Genomic DNA, 25,478 nt, shown 5'->3' with positions numbered 1-25,478 from the left:
ATCAGATAGGCAGTAGGCTATCCATTTACCTGCTGCGCTTCTGGGCTATTAAAACCACGAGTGATATTAAAGAGTGTAATTAAAGTAAACACAGCAATCACAATTGACAGGTGCCAAGTTTGGCCTAACCCCAGTTTAACCAACCCCATACTCACTAACGACGACACCACCATTTGCCCTCCCCCAGACATCGCTGCCGCCGCACCCGCATTCTTTTTGTATGGAAGCATCACGAGAGCTTGAGCACACGGCAATGCAATACCGTTACCAAGGATCATCAATAACTGTCCAAGCATCAGGTATAAAGGCTCTAGAGGGCACACAAACAGCCAAACAGCCGCGCAGATATGAAGAACAGGGGTAATCAGCAGAGTTTTCTTACTGCCGAAAATAGGTCTAATGCGGCTACACAGACTGGTGCCTCCTAGCATACCCAACGCAGGTATCACAGCCCACATTGCGTATTGATCCGATGTCATGCCAATTTGATTCTGCATGATAAACGGCATCACTGAAACGGTTGTAATCATCAGACTGAAGTTGAGCCAGCCGATACTGGCAAAGCTGATGAAGTATCGGGAACTCAGTAGTTCCTTATATTGAATCGCCATACGCTTCGGTGAAGGGATCTTCGAAAACTGATTGACCGTCTCCTTGAAACGAAAAGCGATCACAAACCACACTAAACTCACGTAGCCAAGCAGCGAGATAAAGACCATACTCCAGCCAAAATGGAAATTGATAAATCCACCAATCACCGGAGCAATCAACGGTGTAATCGACGCTACCATAGCAATATAAGACATTGCTATGGGTAACTCAGAACCCGAATATCTATCACGGGTTGTCGCTCTAGCTAATACCGCGCAGCACCCCGTTCCTAATCCTTGCAAGAAGCGGCCTAGTACAATATTCGAGAATGAGTGACTCAGGAAAATAATCACGAGCAGTCCCATCAAAGCGATCAGGAGGCCGGTCAATAACACTTTTTTACGCCCTAAAGCATCGGAGATTGGGCCATACAAGAATTGTGAAGGTCCAAAGCCAAGCAGATAGACACTGACCAACAACTGAGCCTGCTCCAGTGACACATCAAAGTCTTTGGCAATCCAAGGTAGTGATGGAAACACCAAGCCCATGCTAAGTTGACCAACGCTGATGATCAAACAAGCGAGCAAGATAGTTTTAAATTCAAAACTGGACTTCATGGTTGCGCAACCTAATTTTGATAAGTGTAACTAGAGCGATAGAAACAATGCTTGCATAACAAGCCATCGTGTCAGCATGGTTGTTAAACATCGTGAGGAAAGACGAGATAACATACGCCACCGAGTTTATTCATACAATACTGTTTACATTTATTTTCGAAATAGTCACTTTTCACAAACCATAGTAACGCTACACTAAAAGACAGGGACTATTTGGAGAAACCATATGAAATTAACTCATTGTATTACCGCGGCTTTGAGCTTCGCCATTGCGTTGCCCAGCCAAGCACTTCAAGTGGAGAAGATCACCGATGGGTTATTGATTCCTTGGGGGCTTGCGTATGTTGACGACAAAACAATGTTAGTGACCGAACGCGAAGGAGTCATTAAACAAGTTAATCTAAGTACCGGCGAGCAAAAAACGCTTTTTCGTCTGCCTGACGTTTGGGCTAAAGGTCAAGGTGGCGCTTTAGATATTGCTCTATCTCCTTTTGAAAAAGACAAGATTTATGTCACCTACAGTAAAAAGCAACAAGGTGATGCCGTTACTGCTCTCGCAAGTGCGACCTATAACGGAACACAGATTACCGACTGGCAAGACGTGTTCGTCTCTCAATCCCTAACGGATACAGGTCGTCACTTTGGCAGCCGCATTACTTTCGATAGCAACAGTCTCTATTTCTCTATTGGTGATCGCGGTGATCGGGACAACGGCCAAGACACGCAAACCCATGCGGGTTCTATTTTGCGGCTAACCCCTGACGGACAGGTACCCAAAAACAACCCTTTTGTGAAAAACAAAAACGTGCTGAATGAAATTTGGAGCTACGGCCACCGAAACCCACAAGGTCTTTTCTATGATCAAAAAACCAACAAGCTTTGGTCGATTGAGCATGGACCACGCGGCGGTGACGAGATCAACCTGATAAAGAAAGGCGCAAACTACGGCTGGCCAATCACATCTCACGGTAAAGAGTATTGGGGCCCCATTAAGGTTGGTGAAGCAAAAACCAAAAAAGGGATTGAGTCACCTATTAAGGTTTATATTCCTTCTATCGCTCCGGGCAGTTTAGTGCTTTATCGAGGTGATAAATTTCCTGAACTTAATGGCAAGCTATTGTCGGGCGCATTGAAGCTCGCTCACATTAACGTTGTCACTCTGAATAAGAACAACCAAGCGGTAGCCGAAGAGCGGTTGTTTGAAGATATGGGAGAGCGAATTCGCGATATTGAAGTCACACCAGAGGGTGATATCTACTTTAGTACCGACAACGGCAATTTATATCGCATAATCCACTAGGTTTGTCGCTAGGGTAGGATATTGTAATCATTTTGATGTGATATCTGCCTTGGAGATTCGTTTAGATAAAGGTGTAAATTGTCTAGTTACTCCAATAATTCTCGTTTCTGATCTGTTTTATGCCTCACATTTCACCACTACTATTGACATAAATAACTGTTGAATTAGTGCTATGACTCCAGTTTTTAATCAAAAATCACACTTATTTGTCACAAAAAGTACAACAAAACACCATGCCACTGTAACTCCATGATATCTAAGGAATGGAAAGTTTGACTGCCCCCAAAGTTCTGCAACCTTTAGCACAGTTCCCATTGACACAGACCCTGTTTAATTTAGACTCGATTTCGGCTAGAAAGAAAGTTCTTTGTATATAAACATATCGTTGGATTACTAGTAACTCCCCGTTGTGTTGTACGCAATAGCAATAAACTTTTCCACGCTATCGGTGCCGCAATAGGCTCAAATAAAAAATAATTTAGGATATCATCATGTCTAACACAGTTACTGGTACAGTAAAATGGTTCAACGAAACTAAAGGTTTCGGTTTCATCCAACAAGAAAACGGTCCAGACGTATTTGCACACTTCTCTGCAATCGTTGGTGACGGCTTCAAAACTCTTGCTGAAGGCCAAAAAGTTGAGTTCGTAGTATCTCAAGGTCAAAAAGGTCCTCAAGCAGACAGCATCAAAGTAATCTAATTGATCGCTTAACGCATTCCTAAAATAGCCAGCCGATGCTGGCTATTTTTTTTACCCAAAATTCATTCAGTTAAGGTAAGATAGAGCCCAATTTATCATACCAGACTCTGCTAATGGCTCTTAAACCTACAATCTACAAATTTCGTATCTCACTCACAGACATGAATCGAGACTACTACGACTCGTTCAACCTCACTATCGCACAACACCCTTCTGAGACAGAACAACGCATGATGGCTCGTATCATGGCGTTTTGTATCAATGCATCACCAGAGCTTCAATTCACTAAAGGTTTGTCGACCATTGAAGAGCCTGATCTATGGCAAAAGTCTCTTGATGATCAGATCTTAGAGTGGATCGATGTTGGTGAGCCGGATCCTGAGCGCGTTAAAAAAGCCACTCGCTTAGCAAAGTCAGTCAAAGTATTTAGCTTTAACACCAAGTCGAATGTTTGGTGGGAACAAAACCGCGGTAAGTTTGGCTACTTGAACGCTCAAATTGTTCGCCTGAGCAATGAAGGTATCGAGCAAATGGCTGAAATGACGGAACGTACGATGGATTTGTCAGTGATGCTAACGGGCAATTCAGCCTTTGTGAACAGTGATACCAAGTCAGCTGAAGTGACCTGGGAAGAGCTACAAAGCAACGAATAGTACCCGTACGATGAGTAAACTCGAACACTGTTTATCAGAAGCAGGCTTTGCACAGATCCAGGCCCTAAAAATTGGGTTTGAGCACGAGTCGAAAGACTTTATCCAGAGCAATCAGTCATTGTTCAAACATGCGTGTGAAAACAAACCTGACAACTCCAGTATTCAAACCCTACTTGGCTTGCTGACGAAAACGCACATCGATGCCAGCTATGAATTTAGCTCTGACAAAGATGCCAGCGAAGCGATGCAGCAGGTACTAGAAGAGACGGTTGGCCAAGAGCACAGTCAGAAATTCAGCCACTCAAGTTCAAAGAAGCTGCAATTCATCACTCACCTTTGGTTATTTGTTCAAGGTCGTATGGGAATGGATTACAGCCTAGCGAACGATCATGCAGCCGCGACAGCTGCCCTACTTTGTCGAATCGTAAGACAAACCGAAGATGAGATTCGTGTCTCGTTTATGGGTAGCTTCTACGATGGATTGAGCATCTATCAAGCTCAGAATAAACCATCAGGTTTAATTCATACTCTTAAGCGTTTGTTTAACCTGTCTTAATCACTTCAAACTCAAATGAAAATGCGCTTTACTGCCTGTTGAGCGCATTCATTTCAAATCATGCCTTCGTAAATGATTCCCTACGATGCTTATTCCTCGTTTTCGCTTTTTGGAGAATGACGTAGAGCGAATACAAAAAACCCCGCAGACTGCGGGGCTTCAAATATTTCTTGTCGATTTAAGTAGTGAAATCAAACTTATCTAATCAATCGTAGATTAGCGTAAACCGTGCAAGAACTCATGACGAGTTGCTGGGTTTGACTTGAAAATACCGCCCAGTGCCGTTGTGGTCGTTTCACTGGTTGCATCCATCACGCCACGAGACTTCACGCAGTAGTGAACTGCATCCATTGTTACCGCAACATCATCGGTCTCAAGCAGAGTTTGAAGTGCAACTAAAATTTGCTGAGTCATGCGCTCTTGAACTTGTGGGCGCTGAGCAAAGAAGCGAACAATACGGTTGATCTTAGAAAGACCAATGATTTTTCCACGAGGAATATAAGCAACCGCCGTTTTGCCATCAATCGTCACTAAATGATGTTCACAAGTGCTGGTTACCGTGATGTCTTTCACACGTACCATTTCACGAACGCCCATTTTGTTTTCGATCACGGTGATTTTAGGGAAGTTGGCGTAATCCAAACCAGAGAAGATTTCATCGACATACATTTTAGCAATACGATGTGGTGTTTCTTCCAAGCTATCATCGGTTAAATCAAGTTCTAGAAGAGTCAGAATCTCACGCATATGGTGTTCGATTCGTTCCTTTTTCTCTTCACGGCTTACCTGATTCGGGCTCATTGGTGTTTCTAACCCGCGGCTCGCTAGCGCATCTTTAACCAACTTCGCTGATTCGCTAAGACCTGACATTGAACTTCCTCTTCTATTACCCCTTTTGGATGGCAGACAAGGATACTCGGAATTTTGAATAATTACACCCATATTTTAAGGGAGGTCATTATTTACGGGCCTCAAACTATGCTAAAGTGGCATCAATTTCGTTGATACCGATGTACCAACAAACAAATCAAAATAATAACGATCAAAGGAATTCAATTATGGGCTGTTGCGACGCTCCGGGCTTAATGCCAATTGAAGAAGCACTTGATAAGCTGCTATCACCAATTACCCCAATTCAAGATACACTATCACTGCCATTGGCAGATGCTCTAGGTTACGTTCTTGCTGAAGATATTCTCTCACCTATTTTTGTTCCTCCTTTTGATAACTCAGCAATGGATGGTTATGCCCTTCGTCTAGCAGACCTAGAAAATGGCAATACTCTCCCACTCGCAGGTAAATCATTCGCGGGTCAACCTTTTGAAGGCGAATGGCCACAAAACACCTGTGTGCGCATTATGACTGGCGCTAAGATTCCAGAAGGTTGCGATGCGGTCATCATGCAAGAAAATACGCGTGAAACCGAAAACGGCATCGAAATTCAACAGACTGACATCAAGCCGAACAACAACATTCGTCCAACGGGTGACGACATCAAGCAAGGTGACGTTGTACTGAGTAAAGGCGAACGTCTGACGCCTCGTGATATTCCAATGATCGCGTCTTTGGGTATTAGCCACATTCAAGTGCTGCGCAAACCTAAGGTTGCTTTCTTCTCTACTGGTGACGAGCTTAAACCTCTAGGTCAACCATTAGAAGATGGTCAGATCTACGACAGCAACCGCTACGGTATTAAACCACTGATTGAGGCTTTCGGCTGCGAAGCCATTGATTTAGGCATCATTCCTGATTGCCCTACTACGCTGAAGCAAACATTCGAAAAAGCGCAAGAGCTCGCTGATGTTGTCGTAACTTCTGGTGGCGTGAGTGTTGGCGAAGCGGACTACACCAAAGACATCCTTGAAGAGCTTGGGCAGATTGGTTTTTGGAAATTGGCAATTAAACCGGGTAAACCCTTTGCATTTGGCGAACTAGAGAACGCTTGGTTCTGTGGCTTACCAGGTAACCCAGTATCTGCGGTTCTGACTATGTACGTACTTGTACAACCTATGCTCGCTAAATTGGCTGGCAACACCGCTTGGAAAGCACCTGAGTCGATTCCCGCGACAACACGTTCTGCATTTAAAAAAGCGCCGGGACGTACCGACTATCAACGCGGCATCTACACTATCGAGAATGGTCAGTTTGTTGTCGAAACAACAGGTAACCAAAGCTCAGGCGCGTTCCGATCAATGAGCCTCGCGAACTGCTTTGTGGTACTTGAACGTGAGCGTGGTCGTGTCGAAGCAGGTGAAACTGTTCAAATCCAACTGTTTAATTCAACACTCTACTAACGAGGCTTGTTAATGGAAATTCTGTCTGATGCGGAGATGCTTCGCTACAACCGCCAGATCATTCTTAAACAGTTCGATTTTGAAGGGCAAGAAGCCCTCAAGCAAAGCTCTATTCTAGTATTAGGAGCCGGCGGCTTAGGCTGTGCAGCGTCCCAATATCTGGCTACAGCGGGTATTGGCAAGCTCACGCTCATCGATGATGACGTAGTAGAGCTATCTAACTTGCAAAGGCAAGTGTTGCATACCGATGCTGACATCGGAAAGAAGAAGGTCGAGTCGGCATCTGAATCACTTAAACTGCTGAATCCTCACTTGACGGTAGAGGCAGTCGACCGACGTCTGTCAGACGATGAACTAGATGGCCTGATTCGATCTCACACATTAGTGCTGGATGCGTGTGACAACGTAGAGACGCGTAATCAACTCAATCGATTGTGCTACCAAGCAAAGGTTCCATTGGTCTCTGGTGCAGCGATTCGTATGGAAGGTCAAATCAGTGTATTTACCTACCAAAACGAGAACGCTCCGTGCTATCAATGCTTAAGCGCGCTATTCGGATCGGCTGCACTTAGCTGCGTAGAGGCTGGCGTTATGGCACCGGTTGTAGGTATGGTCGGCGCTGCACAGGCTTTGGAGGCCATTAAAGTGATCGCGCAATTTGGCTCTCCAAAAGAGGGGAAGCTGCTGATCTTAGATGCGATGTCACACAGTTGGCGCGAGATGAAATTGATGAAAATGCCGACCTGTACCGTGTGTGGTGTCTCCAAATAAACATCACACTACAACGCACTTCCTATTAAGAGCTTCATCCCTGGATTTGAAGCTCTTATTCTATTCACTTCCCCTTATTTTCATTTTGAAAACTCTCTACGCGACTTGGCCTATCTCGACTCCAATTCAATTCTCATTTTGAGAAAGCCAAAAAATGAAAACACAAACCTAATAAATACAATAACTTAAAAATGGCATAAGAATTGATACTCATACGTTATCTTCCATCACAAGGATGCTGCTATGAGAATTCCAACGTTAAGTTTGCTACTCGGTGCACCGCTTCTAGCCCAAGCTGCGCCTTTCGATACATGCCCAAGTCAGGCGTATCTTTTCCAATCTACACCGGTTCAAGTATACGGCGTTAACCTAGTCACTGGGTCGACCACGCTATTACAGTCAGATACAGGTATTAACGCTAACATTAATGGTGTCGGCTTTAGCTTTGACGACCGCTATATCTATGGCTATGACACGACCAATAAACGCATCGTTAGGTTAGGCTCAGACTTCCAAGCCGAGGTTGTTAACACCAGCGGTCTGCCAACCGACCACACTTTTTATGTCGGTGATGTTTATAACAGCACTTACTACCTATACCGAACCGGAAAAGGCTTGTTCACGATTGATCTTACACCGCTCGCGTCAAACCCCAACGCAGTCCTACCTGTTGTGAAAGTATCTGATGTTGCTACGGTTAAACTCACTGACTTTGCGTTTCATCCGAGTGACGGCAAGCTTTACGGAATCGACAACAATTCTGGTGTGCTCTACTCCTTCGATCCGAACACCGGCGCTACAATATCAATTGGTGATACCGGAGAAACAGGAACCTTTGGTGCCGGCTATTTCGATGTCAATGGCAACTACTATGTTTCACGTAACCAAGACGGCAAAATCTACCGTGTAAATCTATCACCAGATAACTCTGCCAATATCGCTGCCGGTATCGTGCCTGCCATTGAGTTTGTATCTAACGGCCCTAGCTCTAATCAAAATGATGGTGCACGCTGTGCCAATGCTCCAGTGATTAATGAAGATTCAAATATCGACTTCGGTGATGCACCAGATAGCTACTTGACACTGCTGAGCAGTAATGGACCGCGACATGAATTAGACGGTGTTACATGGCTTGGTAGCGAAGCCCCAGATGGCGAGCAAGATGGTTTCGAATCGCCACAATCTGATGAAACAACCGGCATAGACGATGAGTGGACTAACGGCGGTATCGGATTTGTTACCGCTCTCGAAGCTGGTCTTGATTCCAAAGTCATGATTGAAGCGTCAACTACAGGTTACCTATCCGCTTGGATCGATTGGAACCAAGATGGCAGCTTTGATGGCGAGAACGAAAAAGTGTTCTCTGACTATCATCTCTCCACTGGTGAAAACGAGCTATTCCTAAATGTCGATGTTAGCGCTTTGACGGGTACAACATGGGCTCGTTTCCGTTTCAGCCAACAGACCAACCTAGAGTATTACGGTGGCTCTACGTCCGGTGAAGTTGTTGATATTCAAGTCGATGTACTGAATGACGGAGCTACCGCTCGATACTTCCCAAGTGCATCGGGGTACGCCACGCTCGCTTATGAAGATAATTGGCCTTACAAAGCTGACTACGACATGAATGACGCTGTACTTCGCTATCGCATTACAGAGATCGTAAAAGATGGCAAAGTCGTCAAATCAACGATTGATGGTCGCTTAGTAGCGGTCGGGGCGGATTACCTTAATGGCTTTGCTGTACGTCTTCCAAACTTAGCGCCAAGCTCTGTAAGCACTGGTAACTCTTACATGAAAGAGAATGGTGTGTTCACGACTCTCAATATGGAAAGCGGTCGCAGTGAAGCCATTTTTGTTGTCGCTGAGAACCTGACTGAAAAAATCGCCACCAGCTGTGATTTCTATCGCACACAAAATGGCTGTAAAGACGATGAACAATTTGCCTTCCAAATTGGTATTTCATTAGAAGGAGAAGGCGTTGACGCGAACGCTTGGACGGATATGCCATACGACCCATTCATCTTCGCGACTCCCGGTCATTACCATGGTCCAAACTTACCTTTACATCCAGGTCGTAGTTGGGAAGTTCACTTAGCTGACCAAGCCCCCACCGAAGCCTTCGATAGTGCAAACCTATTCGAAACTGGCCTAGGTGTTGATGACAGCAATCCAAGTGAAGGCAAGTACTTCAAAACTGCAGAGAACCACCCTTGGGCATTAATGATTACGTCAACAGCCGAGTGGGAATGGCCACAAGAACGTGTAGACATCGTAACGGCATACCCGCAATTCAAGACGTTTGCAGAGTCTGGCGGCGAAGAGGCCACAACCTGGTTCCAGTCTCCTGAAGCTGGCCAATGTTACGACTTGAAATCTGAGGAGTAATCATGATGAACAGACAAATGAAAGCCTCACAACCACATATTAGCGACAACAACACAAACTCATCGGCACAGCAGAAGCGTCTACAACAAGGAAGCGGAGTCATGGTTAAACAAGCATCATTAATAATACTACTCGCCACCACTACATTAATCTTTGGTTGTGGTGGAGGTGGGGGCGGCGGAGGTGGCGGTTCAACGGCTGCGCCCGCTCCGGCAGTGGCAAGCACGATGTCCGACTTAACCGTACCCGATGGTTTTGACTACAACCCAGTCGAGCAGCATGACCTTAATATCGACATCAGTCATATATCGACGAACCGTTCATTCGTATCTGTGTACAGCCGCTATTCTGAACGAAGTGACGCGACTTTTAAGCCAGACTATTCAAGCCGATTACTAGCGGGGTCATTAAACAACGGACAATTTAGCTCTTCATTTACCGCTCCAATCAGCGAGGAGAACATCCTGATTGAGATCTGGTTCTATGATGGTCAAGCGCCGCTTCAGCAAGTGGTTTCATCAGATGTGATGCAAGTTACGTGGTAGAGACCTAACCAAATACGAGCGAGCTCATATGGGCTCGCTTTTTGTTGTTAGTTATCTCACGAACTTACTCGGAGAAGTTCGTAATTGAGTATAATTGGCGTATCTTAAAACTAACCGCACATAGTCTAGGAACCCAAACAACTCTATGAAACAGATAAAGTTAGCGTTTGTTATTCTAGGTTTGGGGGTTGTAGTTTTAGTGGCGTTAATTCAGTTAACCGCCCCTTCCTCTGTTCCTGTAGAAAAGCGAGCGATCGTCATAGCGAATACCATTACCCAATCGCTTGATGGCCACCGTCGTTACTTAACCTTAAAACTTGGTGATGAGCCAAGCTTTCGATTGTCAGTCCCTGCAACTCTTGAATGCCCCATTGATTCTATAGTGATTATTGATGCATTATTGAATCAAACTACTGGGCAACAAAGCTATAAATATCAGCACTGTATTGCCGCAGACAGCACCCAATAGCTTGCCCGAAGTTCATCTTTTTTAAATATCTCAAATTAAACAATAACAACACAGGAAGTGGAGTACTATGACTCAACCTCTGATCACACCCGCTCAGTTGCACGAGCTGCTACAACAGCAAGACATTATTCTTCTCGATGCCAGTATTGAATTTCAAATCCCAGGCGAAACAAAAAAAATTACGGACCAGTTTATTCCGGGCTCAGTGAGATTCGACTACGACAAAGACTTCTGTCATAAACACACCTTGCTTCCGCACATGTTCCCTACCGAGAAACACTTCAACGAACGTGCTCGAGCGCTTGGCATAAACAATAACAGTACCGTTGTGGTGTATGACAATGCAGGTACGTTTGCCTCACCACGCGCTTGGTGGATGTTCTTAGCTATGGGCCATACCAATACTCTGATTCTAGACGGTGGTTTACCTGCATGGATAGAGAGTGGCTTCGAGACCGTTTCAAACTACACAAGTGCCGACACTTTGGGTGACTTTGAAGGCACCTTAGATGAACAGTACTTCATCGATGCTGATCAAGTAAACGACTACTCGAAAACGCAACAAGCCAATATTCTTGATGCACGCTCTCAAGCTCGTTTCGACTCAAAAGTACCAGAGCCTCGTCCGGGACTAAGAAGCGGTCACATTCCACACTCTGTTTGTCTCCCATTTTCTCAAGTCATGGAGCAAGGGCGTTTAAAATCAGAGCAGGAACTCAAAACGGTCTTCAGCGATTTAGACATTCACCAACAGTTACCTATGGTCTTTAGCTGTGGTTCCGGGGTTACAGCTTGTATTATTTTGCTCGCTGCGAAAATGGCGGGATACCACAATCCCATGAGTGTTTACGACGGTTCATGGACAGAATGGGGATCCAATGAAAACCTGCCGATCGAAGTGACCAAATCATAAAAGTCAGCTCAAAAAGTCATCCCACTCAACCAAATAACAGATGATTTTGATCGAAATTATACTCAATCAATATGTGTTTTGTTACTATACAACAGAACAGGTACGGTGCTCTTTTTTATAATTTCGATTCAAGGTTTCTCAAAATTGGCCGTTACATGAGTGTTATCTAGATCCAAAGGCGTTGTATGGCTGTATTCAAAAAAAATATCTGGACGTTGTACGTATTAATCGTACTGCTGACTTTGATACTTTTTTCTGCGTTTGGGATTATCAAATGGCAAACTAACCGAGACGACTTTACGCGCCAGCAGCATATGCAACTGGAACTGTTTTCGAACTCTATCGAATCTCTTCTTACTAGCCAAGAAGCGCTACTGGAAGTCGTCGGCCATCAACTACTCCAACAATCCGATTTTACTCGTACAGCCGCAATCCAGATCCGTCCTATCTTGGACAAGCTACTTGACACTCACCCAGCCATCGCCGCCTTCGGCTTGATCAATCCTCGAGGAGAATATTTAGCCGTTAGCTCGAATTTGCTGCTGGCTGAACAACCCAATCTTCTCAACTATGACTACACACGCGACTCATTTTTGGAAGCGATTGAAAGCCAAAAAATGGTTCTAGGTCGAACCTACTTTCAAGACTCCTTAGGCACACTGGTTATCCCTATTCGTAAGTCAATTTCCATCAACGGCACTGATGTAGCCGCGGTAATGACGGCTGGGTTAAAGCTCAATAGCACCATCCTATTTAAAAAGAACGTTAATACGGCTGAATATAATAGTTTAAGCCTACTACGTGACGATCTATATCAACAATTCTACTCAAAAGATGTGGTTTCGCTGAGACCCTACTCGACTCCCGTTGATCGGAATATGGTCGAGCATATCAACAATAGCTTTGCCAAGTCGCACAAAATCACGATCCAAGATGCCAAGGAAAGTGGAAAAATTTATTCAACAATCGTGGAGCAACAGGGCAACAATAGCATCGTAACCAAGAGGTACCTAAACGATTACAAACTTTGGGTTATCGGTACAACAGAACTTGCTCATGTCGATCTAGTATTTTGGGAAGAATTTAGTATCTACATTGCCGTTTTCTTGCTGCTACACGCTGGCTTTTATGTATTGGTAAAATCGATTTCAAAGAGCGAGCTTCGCACACGCAAGCAACTTATCTACCAAGCGAATCACGACCCGCTGACCTCTTTACCTAATCGATTCTATATGCGTCAAAACATCAGCAAGTGGCTTGATGATGAAAAACATCCGTTTACTTTGCTATTTATCGATATCGACAACTTTAAGAGTGTGAACGACACGCATGGCCATGATTTCGGCGATAAGATTCTCAAACAAATAGCCCTACGCCTTAGTCGCTTCCAATCACGCTTAAGCCTCGTAATAAGAGACGCAAGTGATGAGTTCTTATTCTTAACCCCTCTTTCCAATGAGAGAGAGTTGCAACGCTTGGCGGAACGAATTATTGAGGTGTTATCGAAACCTTATGACGTAGACGAATCACAGTTCCTGTTAAGTTGCAGTATCGGGATCGCTCAGTTCCCACAGCACGGCACAGATCTAGATAGTCTTCTGCGTTCGGCTGATATCTCAATGTATAAAGCGAAACAGCAGCAAAACTCGTACAGCATGTTCACTGCGGAGATGCAGGAAACTCACCTATACAAAATGAAGGTTGAGCAAAAACTGAGAGTTGCTGTTGAGAAGCAGACCCTCTTTATGGTGTTCCAGCCGCTTCTACGAGCAAATGGCACTGTTCATGGCGTTGAAGCACTGGTGCGCTGGATCGATGATGAGCTGGGATTTGTGCCGCCTGACGTCTTCATTCCCATCGCTGAAAAAACGGGGTTAATGCCTAAATTGGGTGAGTTCATCATTGAATCCAGTATTCAGCAGATTGCACACCTGCATCGGATCGATAAGTTTAAGCTGGGTTTATCAATCAATATTTCTGTGCGCCAGTTTATGCACGCTTCATTTACAGAACACCTATTAGCGACGCTTGAAAAATACCAGTTCCCAAGTGACTATCTCACGCTGGAGATCACCGAGAACTTATTTATAGAAGATGTACAACAGGTACGCCCTATATTTGAATCACTCTATGACAAAGGCATTAAGATCTCACTGGATGATTTTGGTACGGGGTACTCTTCTCTGAGCATGTTGAAGGCATTACCTATCTATGAATTGAAGATCGATAAGAGCTTTATTGAGAACATTAACTGCGATACCCAATCTCTGACGATGGTTCAAAACATCATCGCCATTGGTAAAAACTTTGGCATGGTGGTACTGGCAGAAGGCGTCGAGACCAAAGAGCACTTCGATGTCTTAAAGGCTTGCCACTGTGACTTAATGCAAGGCTATTACTTTGCTAAACCAATACCATATGAAGAGCTTAGCCAATACCTAAAGCGATATACACCTTCAGTTGAGGAAGAGTGCGAAGCATAAAAAATGGAAGCCGACGCTTCCATTTTTGTTTATTTTACCCAAGTAAGTCTGATCGAATGTCGCTAACTAAATAAACCCACAAATGAGTTACTTAGCACTTCCACCCTTTTCTGCATATTTCATCTGCTCATCCAAGTTGAGAACAGTCAATGCGTTGCTTACGCTGGTTGCAATCACATCCACAACACCAGTACGAAGTGCACCAAGCAGTGCAAGCGGCTTACTATTCTCAGCAGCAATAGCAATCACCTCTGCAATCGGGCGAAACTCTTCCAAACCCAAGCCGATAACACGGTCACTCATTACCGTATTCGCTGCTTTACCGTGTACATCGAAGAAATCATAACCTGCAAAATCACCAACGACACCTTGTAGCAAACGAGATTGAACCACCTCACCCGCTGTAAACCAGCCTAGATCCACCATGTAGCTGTTTTCACTCATATCACCAATGCCGACTAATGCTACATCAGCTTTTCGGGCAAGGTCGAGAGTTTGCTTAACGGTACTATTTTCCATAAAGGCGGTTTTTTGTGCTTTGTTCTCGGCATAAGCGGGGGCATACAAGGTTTCCGATGAACCACCGTACTTTTTCGCTAACTGACGGCAAATATGGTCGGCATTAAACATCCCCCCTCTTGGGTGAATACCTCCGATACCACATACGAACTTACAATCACGTGGCGTAATTACACCAGTGTAGTGCGCCACAGACGATACGTTACGCCCCTGGCCTACTGTCACTACCATGCCGTTTTTTAAGGTACTGGTTAGGTAACTAGATACTAAACCTGCGACTTGTTGTCGTTGTTGCTCTTCATTCGGTTGATCCAGCGCAACAAGTGCGCGCTTAACACCAAAGCGCTCAATTAAGCGCTGCTCAATTTTGGCACTAAACACCGGGTGGTACTTTACCGTAATTTCTACGATACCTTCGTCTCGCGCTTGCTTGAGCATTCGACCAACCTTTGCACGAGAGATTGAGAACTTTTTCGATATCTCTTCTTGTGTCGCACCGTCTTGATAGTAGGCAACCGCCACTTCAGTGAGAAGATCAGTATTTTCTTCCGACACATCTTGAATATTCTTACTCATATACCACCCAACAAGTATTTAACAATTTATTCACCTAAATAAGCAGCAAATGCCCGATAGCAAAGCAACTGTCGCATCAGTTTACATCATGAACATTTGTAATGGTAGAAAACAAATACTCACATAGAGCTTTGTCATCAAAGAGTCATTAAACGGCTCAACACACAAGCATTAAACGTTTGCTTTCAGACCCCGTGTTTATTGGAGTAAATTATATTTGATTAAAGTCACTTTACTGCACTACTTCCCATTGACTTTAGCGCGAGATCGGATAAATATGGCTTCATCATTTACTCAGCCAACGAACATATGTTCGAAGCAAATGTTCGTCAGCTCGAAATTTTAAAATTAATGAACAACTGAACCAATGATTTGGTGATGAGTCGTTTATTAGCTAGCTTGCAAATGCCCACATCTCCCCTCACACGAGATGTTATGCGATAGATAGGATGATCAAAATGAGCAACAAATTAGAGCAACTTCGTAAACTAACGACAGTAGTAGCAGACACTGGTGAAATTGACGCAATCAAAAAGTATCAACCAGAAGACGCAACAACTAACCCTTCTCTGATTCTTAAAGCGGCTCAAATCGCAGAGTATGCACCGCTTATCGATGCTTCAATTGAATACGCTAAAGCACAAAGCTCTGATAAAGCACAACAAGTTCAAGACACTTGTGACATGCTTGCAGTAAACATCGGTAAAGAAATCCTGAAAACAATCCCAGGCCGTATCTCTACAGAAGTTGATGCGCGCCTTTCTTACGACACTGAAGGCAGCGTAGCGAAAGCTCGTCAGCTAGTAAAAATGTACAACGATGCTGGCATCACTAACGATCGTATCCTAATCAAACTGGCTTCTACTTGGGAAGGTATCCGCGCTGCTGAAATCCTAGAGAAAGAAGGCATCAACTGTAACCTTACTCTTCTATTCTCATTCGCTCAGGCTCGTGCTTGTGCTGAAGCTGGCGTATTCCTAATCTCGCCATTCGTTGGTCGTATCATGGACTGGTACAAAGCGAAAGAAGGTCGTGACTTTGAAGCTTCAGAAGATCCAGGTGTAATCTCAGTAACTGATATCTACAACTACTACAAAGACTACGGCTACAACACTGTTGTTATGGGTGCAAGCTTCCGTAACATCGGCGAGATCCTAGAACTTGCTGGTTGTGACCGTCTAACTATCGCTCCTGCTCTTCTAGCTGAACTAGAAGCGGCTGAAGGTGAAGTTGTAGAGAAGCTAGTTGACTCTAAAGGCTCTAAAGAGCGTCCTGCTCCAATGACTCACGCTGAGTTCCTATGGGAGCACAACCTAGACGCTATGGCAGTTGAGAAAGTTGCAGAAGGTATCCGCAACTTCGCCGTTGACCAAGGCAAACTAGAAGACATGATCGCAGCTAAGCTGTAATCACACAGAATAAAAAAAAGGGGGAACGTTTGCGTTCCCCTTTCAATTTCCAATTTCAATATTTAAACACTGGTAGTAATTATGGATCGTAAACATTTAGCTAATGCTATTCGTGCTCTTAGCATGGACGGCGTACAACAAGCAAACTCTGGTCACCCTGGCGCACCTATGGGTATGGCTGACATTGCTGAAGTTCTTTGGCGTGATCACCTAAACCACAACCCATCAAACCCAGAGTGGGCAGACCGCGACCGTTTCGTTCTTTCAAACGGCCACGGCTCTATGCTGATTTACTCTCTGCTTCACCTAGCAGGCTACGAGCTATCAATCGAAGATCTTAAGAACTTCCGTCAACTGCACTCTAAGACTCCGGGTCACCCAGAGTACGGTTACGCACCAGGTATCGAAACAACAACTGGCCCACTAGGTCAAGGTATTACGAACGCGGTAGGTATGGCGCTGGCTGAGAAAACTCTAGCAGCACAATTCAACAAAGAAGGCCACGACATCGTTGACCACTTCACTTATGCATTCATGGGTGACGGCTGTCTGATGGAAGGTATCTCTCACGAAGCATGTTCTCTAGCAGGTACGCTTGGTCTTGGTAAGCTGATCGCTTTCTGGGATGACAACGGTATTTCTATCGACGGTCACGTTGAAGGCTGGTTCTCTGATGATACGCCAAAACGTTTTGAAGCTTACGGCTGGCACGTAATCCCAGCAGTAGATGGTCACGACGCTGAAGCGATCAACGCAGCGATTATCGCCGCCAAAGCAGATCCACGCCCTACTCTAATCTGTACTAAGACTATCATCGGTTTTGGTTCTCCAAACAAATCTGGTTCACACGACTGTCACGGTGCACCACTAGGCGCTGAAGAAATTGCAGCTACACGTAAAGAACTTGGTTGGGAGCACGGTCCTTTTGAAATTCCGTCGGAAGTCTACGCAGAGTGGGATGCGAAAGAAGCAGGCGCAGCTAAGGAAGCAGCGTGGAACGAGAAACTTGCAGCTTATGAAGCAGCACACCCTGAGTTGGCAGCTGAATTCAAACGCCGCGTAAACGGTGAACTTCCTGCACAGTGGGAAGAGAAAGCAAACCAAATTATTGCTGATCTTCAAGCTAACCCAGCAAACATCGCATCACGTAAAGCGTCTCAAAACGCACTAGAAGCGTTCGGTGCTATGCTACCTGAGTTCCTAGGCGGCTCTGCTGACCTTGCACCATCTAACCTAACTATGTGGTCTGGTTCTAAGTCTGTTTCTGCTGAAGATCCAGCGGGTAACTACATCCACTACGGTGTACGTGAATTCGGTATGACGGCGATCATGAACGGTATCGCTCTGCACGGTGGTTTCGTACCATACGGCGCTACTTTCCTAATGTTCATGGAATACGCTCGTAACGCAATGCGTATGGCTGCTCTGATGAAAGTTCAGAACATTCAAGTTTACACGCACGACTCTATCGGTCTTGGCGAAGATGGCCCAACTCACCAACCAGTTGAGCAAATGGCTTCTCTACGTCTAACTCCAAACATGAGCACATGGCGTCCATGTGACCAAGTTGAGTCTGCAGTCGCTTGGAAACTGGCTATCGAGCGTAAAGACGGCCCAACGTCTCTAATCTTCTCTCGTCAAAACCTTGCACAGCAAGAGCGTAGCGAAGAGCAAGTAGCTAACATCGCGAAGGGTGGTTACATCCTGAAAGATTGTGAAGGTAAGCCAGAGCTTATCCTTATCGCTACAGGTTCTGAAGTTGAGCTAGCGGTTAACGCTGCGGCTGAACTGACAGCTGAAGGTAAGAAGGTACGTGTAGTATCTATGCCTGCAACTGACGCATTCGACAAGCAAGACGCGCAGTACCGTGAATCTGTACTTCCATCTGACGTAACAGCTCGTATCGCTGTAGAAGCTGGCATCGCTGACTTCTGGTACAAGTACGTTGGCTTCGGTGGCAAGATCATTGGTATGACAACATTCGGCGAATCTGCACCAGCAGGTGAGCTATTCAAGATGTTCGGTTTCACTACTGAAAACGTAGTAAACACAGCGAAAGAGCTTCTAGCTTAATCTCTACATCTGGATACTAAAACGCCCCGCTACAGTTAGCGGGGCGTTTTTTATTGGATCTAAGTTAAAAGGTAAAGGCGAGGTTGCCGCCGACACCAAATTGGTTATCACCAGCATAACTCCCGGCAATATCTAAACTAACTAAATCCCCAGGACTAATGCCAATACCAGCAGTGATTGAATTATCTAATGTATCTTCTAGATCAATTTCATACCCTGCACGCAGTTGTGCCCAACCCCATGCATTACCTTCAACACCAAAACGTAAAAACTGAGTATCATCGGCCAATTTAGCAAAGCGTTCTTGCTTCGTAACATCCCAATCGACAGTTGCAGTAAATAACTCCAATGCATAGGCACCAGAGAGCGTAATCTGTGTATCTAGGTTATAAGTATCAGTGCCATCGAAAGTTTTTACTTCTTGTGACAACAAGTCTTTAATTGCAATGCCCACACGGTAATTATTGAGCATGAGCACAGCACCTAAATCGACGTTGAAAGCAGTCTCGCTTACTTCGCTTTGATCATAATCTTCGAGATCAAAGTCATCAATGTTTGCCGAGTCTTGGTATGTCATCAACTTCTGATATTTAGGCGTAATACCAAAAGAAACGTCATAACCTGCGAGGTTGACTCGCTTCGCTAACGCTAAACCAAATTCGGAATAACCAAAGGCCACCATATGTACTTCCGAATCTGCTACCCTCTGAGCGGTTGTGCTACCCGAAGTATCTACATCCGGTACAGCAATCACTTCTGCATAACCGCGAGTGAAGAGGTTTGCTGAAAGAGCCTTAATTGGGAAAGCAACAGCTAGACCAGCTCCTGCCGTTACCGCAACAGGCGAGTTTCCTTTAATTTCGTTCAACAGGCGATCAACTTCAGGGTCATTGACACTCCCTGGGTTTTTATCGATCGCATCTTGTAAGTCGTCGATCAACGACAATGTTTCATCGGTATCTTTAGCGGTTAGCCCAACTGAAGGTACTAATAGTCCAAAGTCGTCTTCTTCTCTATGAACGGCAACAAGTGCAGGGTTATAGAATGGAGCAAGAAGAAAGTCTGCGGACGTTACGCCTGTATTCCCCATACCATTGCCTCGTCCATCTGCAATGATATTAGCCGAACTAGCAGAGAATGCTGCTAGCGATAGAGCCACTGCTAGTGACGTTTTTGCCATATTTTTCATTTTAATATTGTCCTTTTTATTATGTTCGCATTAGCACAAATAAGCATCAATGCGAATAAAATGTTAACTCATAAAAACAATATATGTAAATGGATTATGTATATGCGTTCTATTGATCGAGTTTTCCTGACTAAAGAAAAGCCCCGCGAGTGCGGGGCTTGATATTCTATGGATGCCAAACTGAGCTATTGTTACTTCTCTTCAAAACGCTGCGCAAGCATGTGGAACTCCCCGACTTGATTCTTAAGATCATCTGAGTTCTCTTTAACTGAATGTGTCGCCGCTTGGTTTTGTTCCGCCGTCGAAGCAATAGACTGAATATGCAGGTTCACATCGCTAGTAAGCTGACGCTGTTGGTTAGCAGCATTCTCAACAGACTGCATCAATTGATTCATCTGTCCCATTAACGTCTCAACCTCAGAGAGTCGTTCAGAACTTACCTGAGCAGATTCACCACATTTTGCGGTTTGCGCTTGGTTATCCAAGATATCACGCTGCCACCCTTCAATGGTGTGTAGCATAGTTTCAATGCTCTCTTTGATCTGTACCGTCGCTTTCGAAGTGCGACCTGAGAGCGCACGAACTTCATCGGCTACCACAGCGAAACCACGCCCCTGCTCGCCCGCACGCGCCGCTTCAATGGCAGCGTTCAAAGCCAACAAGTTAGTCTGTTCAGCAATACCACCAATCTCTTCCATCATTTTACTGACGTTCTGAGCTTGGTCGCTTAACTGATAAGTCGTTTGAGTCGCCTTTTCAGCCTGTACATTCAAACTATCAAGGTTGCTGTGCGTTTGGTCGATGCTCTCTTTTGCACTTGCACATGTCTTGAAGGTGATATCTACGACCTGGTGCGCTTCTTGAGTTGTCGATGACACTTCATTCGCCGTCATTTCTACTTCAGCTGTCGCTTCACGCACTTCAAGGATGTCTCTGGTTTGTTGATCAAGCGCTTCCGTTACTTGATAAGAAGTCGCGCTCAAGTTATCTGCCAAATCTTGAATTGGCTTCGCTGAATCGGTCATTCGACCTAATACAGTACGAATACGAGCCGAAGCCAACTTAAGATGGAAATCGGCAACCGAAAACTGGCTATTGCCCGAATACACTAAACGACTAACACTATCAAACTTAGATTGAAGCTTTTTAAGCTCGCGCGGTGTATCGATAAGTTCTTGTCTAAATAACAATGCGAGTGCAGAAACAGGCAGTAAGCTACACAACCACTGTGCTGCCTGACCTAGATCCATCATGTTCGATAGCACTGGAGCCGAAAGCGAGCCTAGAAGAATCGCATAGCGAACACTGTCACTGATTTGTAATGACCACTGGCGACCACTCTTCTCAGCCTTTAATAAACCTTGGTAAGCTTTATCTGCAACTTGTACCCATTGAGCTTTAGGCTTCACACGAACCGACTGGTAACCACTAATTACACCATCATCGTAGATCGGCGTTACGTAAGCATCTACCCAGTAATACCCTCCAGACTTGGTTTTATTCTTAACAATACCACGCCATGCCTTACCTTGTTTAAGGTTAACCCACATGTCGGCAAAGGCGGCTTTGGGCATTTCATCATGACGAACAATATTATGATTTTGGCCCAAAAGTTCATCTTGTCCGTATTCTGCAATGCGACAAAACGCCTCATTGCTATAAGTAATCACGCCTTTTAGGTCGGTCGTCGATACCAACTGATCAGTATCGTTTAAAAGTGTTTCCCGTTGTTGAGAAGAGAGGCTGGCAGTCATTATCCGTTGCTTATTAGTATTTATAATTTTAGCAGGCGAATATAAACAATTATTGAAATTATGACAAAATATGAACGTCACATTTTAGATAAATGACGGGACTTTATTCGTTTCTTACCGCAATCGCTCACAAATACAACAAAGCCTCAGATTCAACCCGAGGCTTAATAGAAATGATCACAGGACTATGCGTTGTGACTTTATTACACAAATAGACTATGCATAACGACAAGGACCAAGATGATCTTCAGGCAGCGTCTTGTACCTTCTGTGTAACCACATCCAAGCACAGATGTCTTTTAGGATTATGCGTTCGATTTCTTGGTTCATAACTTGCGCTGCAACTTCTGGCTGCTTACGTGGGAATTTATCGCTGAAATCTTCGCTGATCTGTAGCTCATAGACACCACCTTTTCTGACACTAACTCCTGACATTACTGCGCACTTAGTTGCATCAATTAAAAACCCTGTGCCCGCTGTCGTTGAAGCTTTATCGACACCAAAGAATGGCACAAACACAGAAGCGTTTGCTCCATAATCATGGTCAGGTAGATACCATAAGCGATTGCCTGATTTAAGCACTTTGAGCATACCTTTTAAATCAGAACGATCGATCATTTTATGCCCTTTACGCGTTCTACCATAATGCTGAATAAACTCATAGGCAGCATTACTGTGCGGTCGATATACACCGTAACCCGGTGCAAATAGGCTAAAAATTCGGGCTGTCATTTCTAGATTAAGAAAATGACCACATGCCACCAGCACACCGCGCCCATTCTCTTCTTGCTCAAGAATGAGGTCTTTCCCCACTACACGCATGTGACGCTTCACTCGCCAATCAGGCCAGAACCAAGCCATGCCGGTTTCAATCAAAGCCATTCCTGCGTATTCAAAGTTTCGTCGAACTAATTTCTCAACTTCTTGAGCAGACAACTCAGGAAATGCTAATTCAAAGTTACGTCGTGCCACCTTCGCACGCTTGCTGATAATCAACCTTGCAAGCTGACCAACGCCCTCTCCGATAAAGACCAAGACTCGATAAGGTAGAAGATTTACTAATAAAGCTAAAAAGCCAAAACCAAACCAGACACACCAATATTTTGGCAACAACAAAGACAACGTTAACTTTGGACGATCTACTACTTTCATTACGCCTCCTTGAATAAAAGCAGCGTAATTATACATACGATTCATAAAAAAAAAGTAAATATCGAATAAAGCTATGTAAAGAAACTATCGAATAGGAAACTGCAACCTACACATCCAATACAATATGTAGAAATTATGAACTTTTGGCTCTATATCAGATAGGTCACGATAAAAAATCACAATCAAAGTGCTCGTCCAAACCGAGCGAGCACTTCGCTTAAAAGCTTGATGTTTACTGCGTTACTGATGGGCTGCTTGCTTTCTTTGCGCTGAACGCAAACACCATGATCACCAGCAACACAAACGGCAATACGTAGATATTAAGCATTTGCCAACCAACCGTAGATTCAAGCCAACCTGAGAGAAGTGCCGTAACACTAACACAGCTAAAGACCACAAACTCATTCAGAGCCTGTGCTTTAGATTTGTTCTTCGCTTGGTAAGATTGGCTAAATAACCCTGTCGCCGCAATAAACATAAAGTTCCAACCAACCCCGAGCAACACTAGCGCCGATCTGAAGTGCCAAATTGACTCGCCGTGTATATTGATAGCAATACACAATAAAAACAGTACTGCGCCAGCTAAAATCATACGTTTGGCGCCAAACTTCTCGATTAGCCCACCCGTAAAGAATGCAGGAACGAACATACCTAATACGTGCCACTCAATCACGCCAGCTGCTTTGGTAAAATCAAAACCACATCCAATCATCGCAAGCGGAGTGGCCGTCATTAAAATGTTCATCACCGCATAAGAGACCATAGCAGCAAACACAGCGCCAACGAAGTTAGGTGCTTTTATCATGGTGCGCACTGGGTCTGGCTGAACTTGTTGGGTTGTTAGGTTGAACTTAGGAAACTGAACTGTCTGGAGAATAATCAATGCCAACACGTTCAACCCGATTAGTGATGCGAAAGCACCAATATAGAGACCATCTTGTGACCACTGCTGAGACATTACCGCCAAGTTAGGCCCCAATACGGCAGCTAAAACCCCACCCGCCATTGAAATGGATATTGCGCGGTGACGTGCGTCTTCACTACACACTTCAATCGCAGCAAATCGATACAAAGTACCAAAGCCGATCCCAATGCCGAGTAAAAAGGTTGCAAAGCAGAACAGGTAAAAGTGGTGAGTTGAGAGCGCGAAGGTCGCTAAGCTCGCACCAGAGATACCGACTATATTACCGATACTAAAGCCTCGCTTGCGCCCCAACTTCCCAGAGATGAGAGACGCAGGAATGGTCGCCGCCATTAGACCAAGAAATTGCAGTGCCACAGGCAAAGTGATCATACTTTGACTCGGCGCGATCTGTTTTCCGATCAAGCCAATCACAGAGATAAGAAGAATATTGCCAGTCATCAATAGAGCCTGACAGAGGGAGAGTATCCAAACGTTCCTGTTCATTTTGCCACCTTTTATGCATCAGGTGGCAACTACAACAAATCAACAACAAAGTTGCAACCCTTTAATCGCTGACACTTATAACGATATCCTTATCAATTCTGACCACTATGACTTATGATAATTAGAGATTGTGATAATGATTTGTTATATAGGGCGCGTAATGATTAATCCGCTTTGGCTTAATACTTTTAAAACACTTGTGGAAGTGGGTCACTTCACTCAAACGGCAGAAAAACTCTATATGACTCAACCTGGAGTCAGCCAGCACATAAAGAAACTCGAACAAGCCTGTAACTGCTCCCTGCTCTCACGAGAAAACAAAACCTTCGAGCTAACCGAGCAAGGTCGAATTATTTATCGCTACGCGCTTAAGCTAAACAAAGAGCAAGAAGAGTTGTTTGAATCTCTTCGGTTTGACAACCCTTTTGCAGGTCAATGCAACCTGTCGTGCTCTGGTACCCTTGCTCTTCAGCTTTACCCCGACTTTCTCGAACTGCAAGCCGAGCATCCAGAACTCAGCATTCACGTCGAGGCTTCACCCAACCAACGAATATTCAACGATGTGTTACAAGGAACGATTGATGTAGGCATCGTGACTCAACTACCGAACGATCGAGTCTATCAAACAGAAATGATTGGTAAGGAAGCCTTGTGTCTGATTACTCACAAGAGCTTGGAAAACGTCGAGATTACTCCTGAAAAGCTCCACGAGTTGGGCCTAATCGCTCACCCTGACTCAACCCATTATCTCTCTCTGTATTTCGATTTATGTGGTGATGATGCGCTGAAAAAGCTCAATATTAACGAACTTCCTAAGACGGGATACATAAACCAGCTTCATCAAATTCTACTACCCGTCTCCAAAGGACTTGGTTTTACAGTGCTGCCTGAAGGCGCAGTCGAAAACTTCCCGCATAAAGATCAACTGCACGTAGTTCCACCCAAGGTCAAAGTGGAAGAGGCACTCTACTTAGTACAGAAGAGAAACCGTACCCTGCCACGTCGATACGACACTGTGATTGACCTGATTAAACAGACCTTCATCGACAGTTTGTAAGTACATAAATAATTCAACCAGCGATTTAGTAAGTACAGGTCACAATTTAGACGCCTTTTA

21 protein-coding genes are annotated in these 25,478 nt (G+C 44.6%); 14 read left to right on the top strand and 7 right to left on the bottom strand.

The window, feature by feature from the left end; all coding sequences use genetic code 11:
• Nucleotides 1-17: 17 nt before the first annotated feature.
• Nucleotides 18-1,208: a multidrug effflux MFS transporter gene (locus tag AC6I7V_RS18995; RefSeq protein ID WP_498011900.1), complete on the bottom strand. Its 1,191-nt coding sequence runs from the start codon at nucleotides 1,206-1,208 to the stop codon at nucleotides 18-20.
• Between the two features lie 226 nt (nucleotides 1,209-1,434).
• Between AC6I7V_RS18995 and AC6I7V_RS18990 the strand changes: the two genes are divergently transcribed.
• The 4 genes from AC6I7V_RS18990 to AC6I7V_RS18975 all read left to right on the top strand — a co-directional run bounded on the left by AC6I7V_RS18990 (nucleotide 1,435) and on the right by AC6I7V_RS18975 (nucleotide 4,418).
• Nucleotides 1,435-2,508 carry a PQQ-dependent sugar dehydrogenase gene (locus tag AC6I7V_RS18990; protein WP_498011899.1) on the top strand — a complete coding sequence of 358 codons (1,074 nt, stop codon included), beginning with the start codon at nucleotides 1,435-1,437 and terminating at the stop codon, nucleotides 2,506-2,508.
• Nucleotides 2,509-2,999: 491 nt separating this feature from the next.
• Nucleotides 3,000-3,209: a cold-shock protein gene (locus AC6I7V_RS18985; RefSeq protein WP_032552737.1), complete on the top strand. Its 210-nt coding sequence runs from the start codon at nucleotides 3,000-3,002 to the stop codon at nucleotides 3,207-3,209.
• A gap of 113 nt (nucleotides 3,210-3,322) precedes the next feature.
• On the top strand, nucleotides 3,323-3,862 hold the full coding sequence (locus tag AC6I7V_RS18980) for a YaeQ family protein (protein ID WP_255231968.1): 540 nt from the start codon (nucleotides 3,323-3,325) through the stop codon (nucleotides 3,860-3,862).
• Between the two features lie 10 nt (nucleotides 3,863-3,872).
• Entirely contained in the window at nucleotides 3,873-4,418 is a 546-nt protein-coding gene (locus AC6I7V_RS18975; protein WP_255231969.1) for a hypothetical protein, read from the top strand.
• 216 nt (nucleotides 4,419-4,634) lie between these two features.
• On the opposite strand, the gene folE is transcribed toward AC6I7V_RS18975, so the two are convergent.
• Nucleotides 4,635-5,288 (bottom strand): GTP cyclohydrolase I FolE, encoded by a 654-nt coding sequence (folE, locus tag AC6I7V_RS18970; protein ID WP_150870299.1) that lies wholly within the window; start codon nucleotides 5,286-5,288, stop codon nucleotides 4,635-4,637.
• A gap of 188 nt (nucleotides 5,289-5,476) precedes the next feature.
• Between folE and moeA the strand changes: the two genes are divergently transcribed.
• The 7 genes from moeA (at nucleotide 5,477) to AC6I7V_RS18935 (ending at nucleotide 14,281) form a co-directional block, all read left to right on the top strand.
• On the top strand, nucleotides 5,477-6,712 hold the full coding sequence (moeA, locus tag AC6I7V_RS18965) for a molybdopterin molybdotransferase MoeA (protein ID WP_255231970.1): 1,236 nt from the start codon (nucleotides 5,477-5,479) through the stop codon (nucleotides 6,710-6,712).
• Between the two features lie 12 nt (nucleotides 6,713-6,724).
• Nucleotides 6,725-7,483, top strand: coding sequence for a molybdopterin-synthase adenylyltransferase MoeB (gene moeB / locus AC6I7V_RS18960; RefSeq protein WP_498011898.1), 759 nt, complete (start codon nucleotides 6,725-6,727; stop codon nucleotides 7,481-7,483).
• Nucleotides 7,484-7,726: 243 nt separating this feature from the next.
• On the top strand, nucleotides 7,727-9,871 hold the full coding sequence (locus AC6I7V_RS18955) for an LruC domain-containing protein (protein WP_498011897.1): 2,145 nt from the start codon (nucleotides 7,727-7,729) through the stop codon (nucleotides 9,869-9,871).
• Between the two features lie 5 nt (nucleotides 9,872-9,876).
• Nucleotides 9,877-10,416, top strand: coding sequence for a hypothetical protein (locus AC6I7V_RS18950; protein ID WP_255232800.1), 540 nt, complete (start codon nucleotides 9,877-9,879; stop codon nucleotides 10,414-10,416).
• Nucleotides 10,417-10,561: 145 nt separating this feature from the next.
• Complete coding sequence (locus AC6I7V_RS18945) at nucleotides 10,562-10,885, top strand: hypothetical protein (protein WP_498011896.1); 324 nt, start codon at nucleotides 10,562-10,564, stop codon at nucleotides 10,883-10,885.
• A gap of 67 nt (nucleotides 10,886-10,952) precedes the next feature.
• On the top strand, nucleotides 10,953-11,798 hold the full coding sequence (locus AC6I7V_RS18940) for a sulfurtransferase (RefSeq protein WP_498011895.1): 846 nt from the start codon (nucleotides 10,953-10,955) through the stop codon (nucleotides 11,796-11,798).
• Between the two features lie 185 nt (nucleotides 11,799-11,983).
• Nucleotides 11,984-14,281 carry a putative bifunctional diguanylate cyclase/phosphodiesterase gene (locus AC6I7V_RS18935; RefSeq protein WP_498011894.1) on the top strand — a complete coding sequence of 766 codons (2,298 nt, stop codon included), beginning with the start codon at nucleotides 11,984-11,986 and terminating at the stop codon, nucleotides 14,279-14,281.
• Between the two features lie 87 nt (nucleotides 14,282-14,368).
• Here AC6I7V_RS18935 and AC6I7V_RS18930 read toward each other — a convergent pair whose 3' ends face one another.
• Complete coding sequence (locus AC6I7V_RS18930) at nucleotides 14,369-15,376, bottom strand: sugar-binding transcriptional regulator (RefSeq protein WP_498011893.1); 1,008 nt, start codon at nucleotides 15,374-15,376, stop codon at nucleotides 14,369-14,371.
• Nucleotides 15,377-15,834: 458 nt separating this feature from the next.
• Between AC6I7V_RS18930 and tal the strand changes: the two genes are divergently transcribed.
• Both tal and tkt read left to right on the top strand, forming a co-directional pair.
• Nucleotides 15,835-16,785, top strand: coding sequence for a transaldolase (tal, locus tag AC6I7V_RS18925; protein WP_171759474.1), 951 nt, complete (start codon nucleotides 15,835-15,837; stop codon nucleotides 16,783-16,785).
• An 81-nt stretch (nucleotides 16,786-16,866) separates the two neighbouring features.
• On the top strand, nucleotides 16,867-18,858 hold the full coding sequence (gene tkt / locus AC6I7V_RS18920) for a transketolase (RefSeq protein WP_498011892.1): 1,992 nt from the start codon (nucleotides 16,867-16,869) through the stop codon (nucleotides 18,856-18,858).
• A gap of 64 nt (nucleotides 18,859-18,922) precedes the next feature.
• On the opposite strand, the gene AC6I7V_RS18915 is transcribed toward tkt, so the two are convergent.
• The 4 genes from AC6I7V_RS18915 to AC6I7V_RS18900 all read right to left on the bottom strand — a co-directional run bounded on the left by AC6I7V_RS18915 (nucleotide 18,923) and on the right by AC6I7V_RS18900 (nucleotide 24,361).
• Nucleotides 18,923-20,047 (bottom strand): conjugal transfer protein TraF, encoded by a 1,125-nt coding sequence (locus AC6I7V_RS18915; RefSeq protein WP_498011891.1) that lies wholly within the window; start codon nucleotides 20,045-20,047, stop codon nucleotides 18,923-18,925.
• A gap of 191 nt (nucleotides 20,048-20,238) precedes the next feature.
• On the bottom strand, nucleotides 20,239-21,801 hold the full coding sequence (locus AC6I7V_RS18910; RefSeq protein ID WP_498011890.1) for a methyl-accepting chemotaxis protein: 1,563 nt from the start codon (nucleotides 21,799-21,801) through the stop codon (nucleotides 20,239-20,241).
• 216 nt (nucleotides 21,802-22,017) lie between these two features.
• Nucleotides 22,018-22,953, bottom strand: a complete 936-nt coding sequence (lpxL, locus tag AC6I7V_RS18905) for an LpxL/LpxP family Kdo(2)-lipid IV(A) lauroyl/palmitoleoyl acyltransferase (RefSeq protein WP_498011889.1) — start codon at nucleotides 22,951-22,953, stop codon at nucleotides 22,018-22,020.
• A 232-nt stretch (nucleotides 22,954-23,185) separates the two neighbouring features.
• Complete coding sequence (locus tag AC6I7V_RS18900) at nucleotides 23,186-24,361, bottom strand: MFS transporter (RefSeq protein ID WP_261883567.1); 1,176 nt, start codon at nucleotides 24,359-24,361, stop codon at nucleotides 23,186-23,188.
• Nucleotides 24,362-24,521: 160 nt separating this feature from the next.
• Between AC6I7V_RS18900 and AC6I7V_RS18895 the strand changes: the two genes are divergently transcribed.
• Nucleotides 24,522-25,418 (top strand): LysR family transcriptional regulator, encoded by an 897-nt coding sequence (locus AC6I7V_RS18895; protein ID WP_498011888.1) that lies wholly within the window; start codon nucleotides 24,522-24,524, stop codon nucleotides 25,416-25,418.
• Nucleotides 25,419-25,478: the final 60 nt, after the last annotated feature.

The organism is Vibrio sp. KUL70 (assembly GCF_059725515.1).
Note: the sequence above shows the minus strand (reverse complement) of the source record. Positions and strands in the feature narration are given on the sequence as shown.

Bases quoted from the DNA above. Each gene is read 5' to 3' on its own strand.
- AC6I7V_RS18995 (WP_498011900.1), bottom strand. From the start codon at position 1,208: ATGAAGTCCAGTTTTGAATTTAAAACTATCTTGCTCGCTTGTTTGATC.
- AC6I7V_RS18990 (WP_498011899.1), top strand. From the start codon at position 1,435: ATGAAATTAACTCATTGTATTACCGCGGCTTTGAGCTTCGCCATTGCG.
- AC6I7V_RS18985 (WP_032552737.1), top strand. From the start codon at position 3,000: ATGTCTAACACAGTTACTGGTACAGTAAAATGGTTCAACGAAACTAAA.
- AC6I7V_RS18980 (WP_255231968.1), top strand. From the start codon at position 3,323: ATGGCTCTTAAACCTACAATCTACAAATTTCGTATCTCACTCACAGAC.
- AC6I7V_RS18975 (WP_255231969.1), top strand. From the start codon at position 3,873: ATGAGTAAACTCGAACACTGTTTATCAGAAGCAGGCTTTGCACAGATC.
- folE (WP_150870299.1), bottom strand. From the start codon at position 5,288: ATGTCAGGTCTTAGCGAATCAGCGAAGTTGGTTAAAGATGCGCTAGCG.
- moeA (WP_255231970.1), top strand. From the start codon at position 5,477: ATGGGCTGTTGCGACGCTCCGGGCTTAATGCCAATTGAAGAAGCACTT.
- moeB (WP_498011898.1), top strand. From the start codon at position 6,725: ATGGAAATTCTGTCTGATGCGGAGATGCTTCGCTACAACCGCCAGATC.
- AC6I7V_RS18955 (WP_498011897.1), top strand. From the start codon at position 7,727: ATGAGAATTCCAACGTTAAGTTTGCTACTCGGTGCACCGCTTCTAGCC.
- AC6I7V_RS18950 (WP_255232800.1), top strand. From the start codon at position 9,877: ATGAACAGACAAATGAAAGCCTCACAACCACATATTAGCGACAACAAC.
- AC6I7V_RS18945 (WP_498011896.1), top strand. From the start codon at position 10,562: ATGAAACAGATAAAGTTAGCGTTTGTTATTCTAGGTTTGGGGGTTGTA.
- AC6I7V_RS18940 (WP_498011895.1), top strand. From the start codon at position 10,953: ATGACTCAACCTCTGATCACACCCGCTCAGTTGCACGAGCTGCTACAA.
- AC6I7V_RS18935 (WP_498011894.1), top strand. From the start codon at position 11,984: ATGGCTGTATTCAAAAAAAATATCTGGACGTTGTACGTATTAATCGTA.
- AC6I7V_RS18930 (WP_498011893.1), bottom strand. From the start codon at position 15,376: ATGAGTAAGAATATTCAAGATGTGTCGGAAGAAAATACTGATCTTCTC.
- tal (WP_171759474.1), top strand. From the start codon at position 15,835: ATGAGCAACAAATTAGAGCAACTTCGTAAACTAACGACAGTAGTAGCA.
- tkt (WP_498011892.1), top strand. From the start codon at position 16,867: ATGGATCGTAAACATTTAGCTAATGCTATTCGTGCTCTTAGCATGGAC.
- AC6I7V_RS18915 (WP_498011891.1), bottom strand. From the start codon at position 20,047: ATGAAAAATATGGCAAAAACGTCACTAGCAGTGGCTCTATCGCTAGCA.
- AC6I7V_RS18910 (WP_498011890.1), bottom strand. From the start codon at position 21,801: ATGACTGCCAGCCTCTCTTCTCAACAACGGGAAACACTTTTAAACGAT.
- lpxL (WP_498011889.1), bottom strand. From the start codon at position 22,953: ATGAAAGTAGTAGATCGTCCAAAGTTAACGTTGTCTTTGTTGTTGCCA.
- AC6I7V_RS18900 (WP_261883567.1), bottom strand. From the start codon at position 24,361: ATGAACAGGAACGTTTGGATACTCTCCCTCTGTCAGGCTCTATTGATG.
- AC6I7V_RS18895 (WP_498011888.1), top strand. From the start codon at position 24,522: ATGATTAATCCGCTTTGGCTTAATACTTTTAAAACACTTGTGGAAGTG.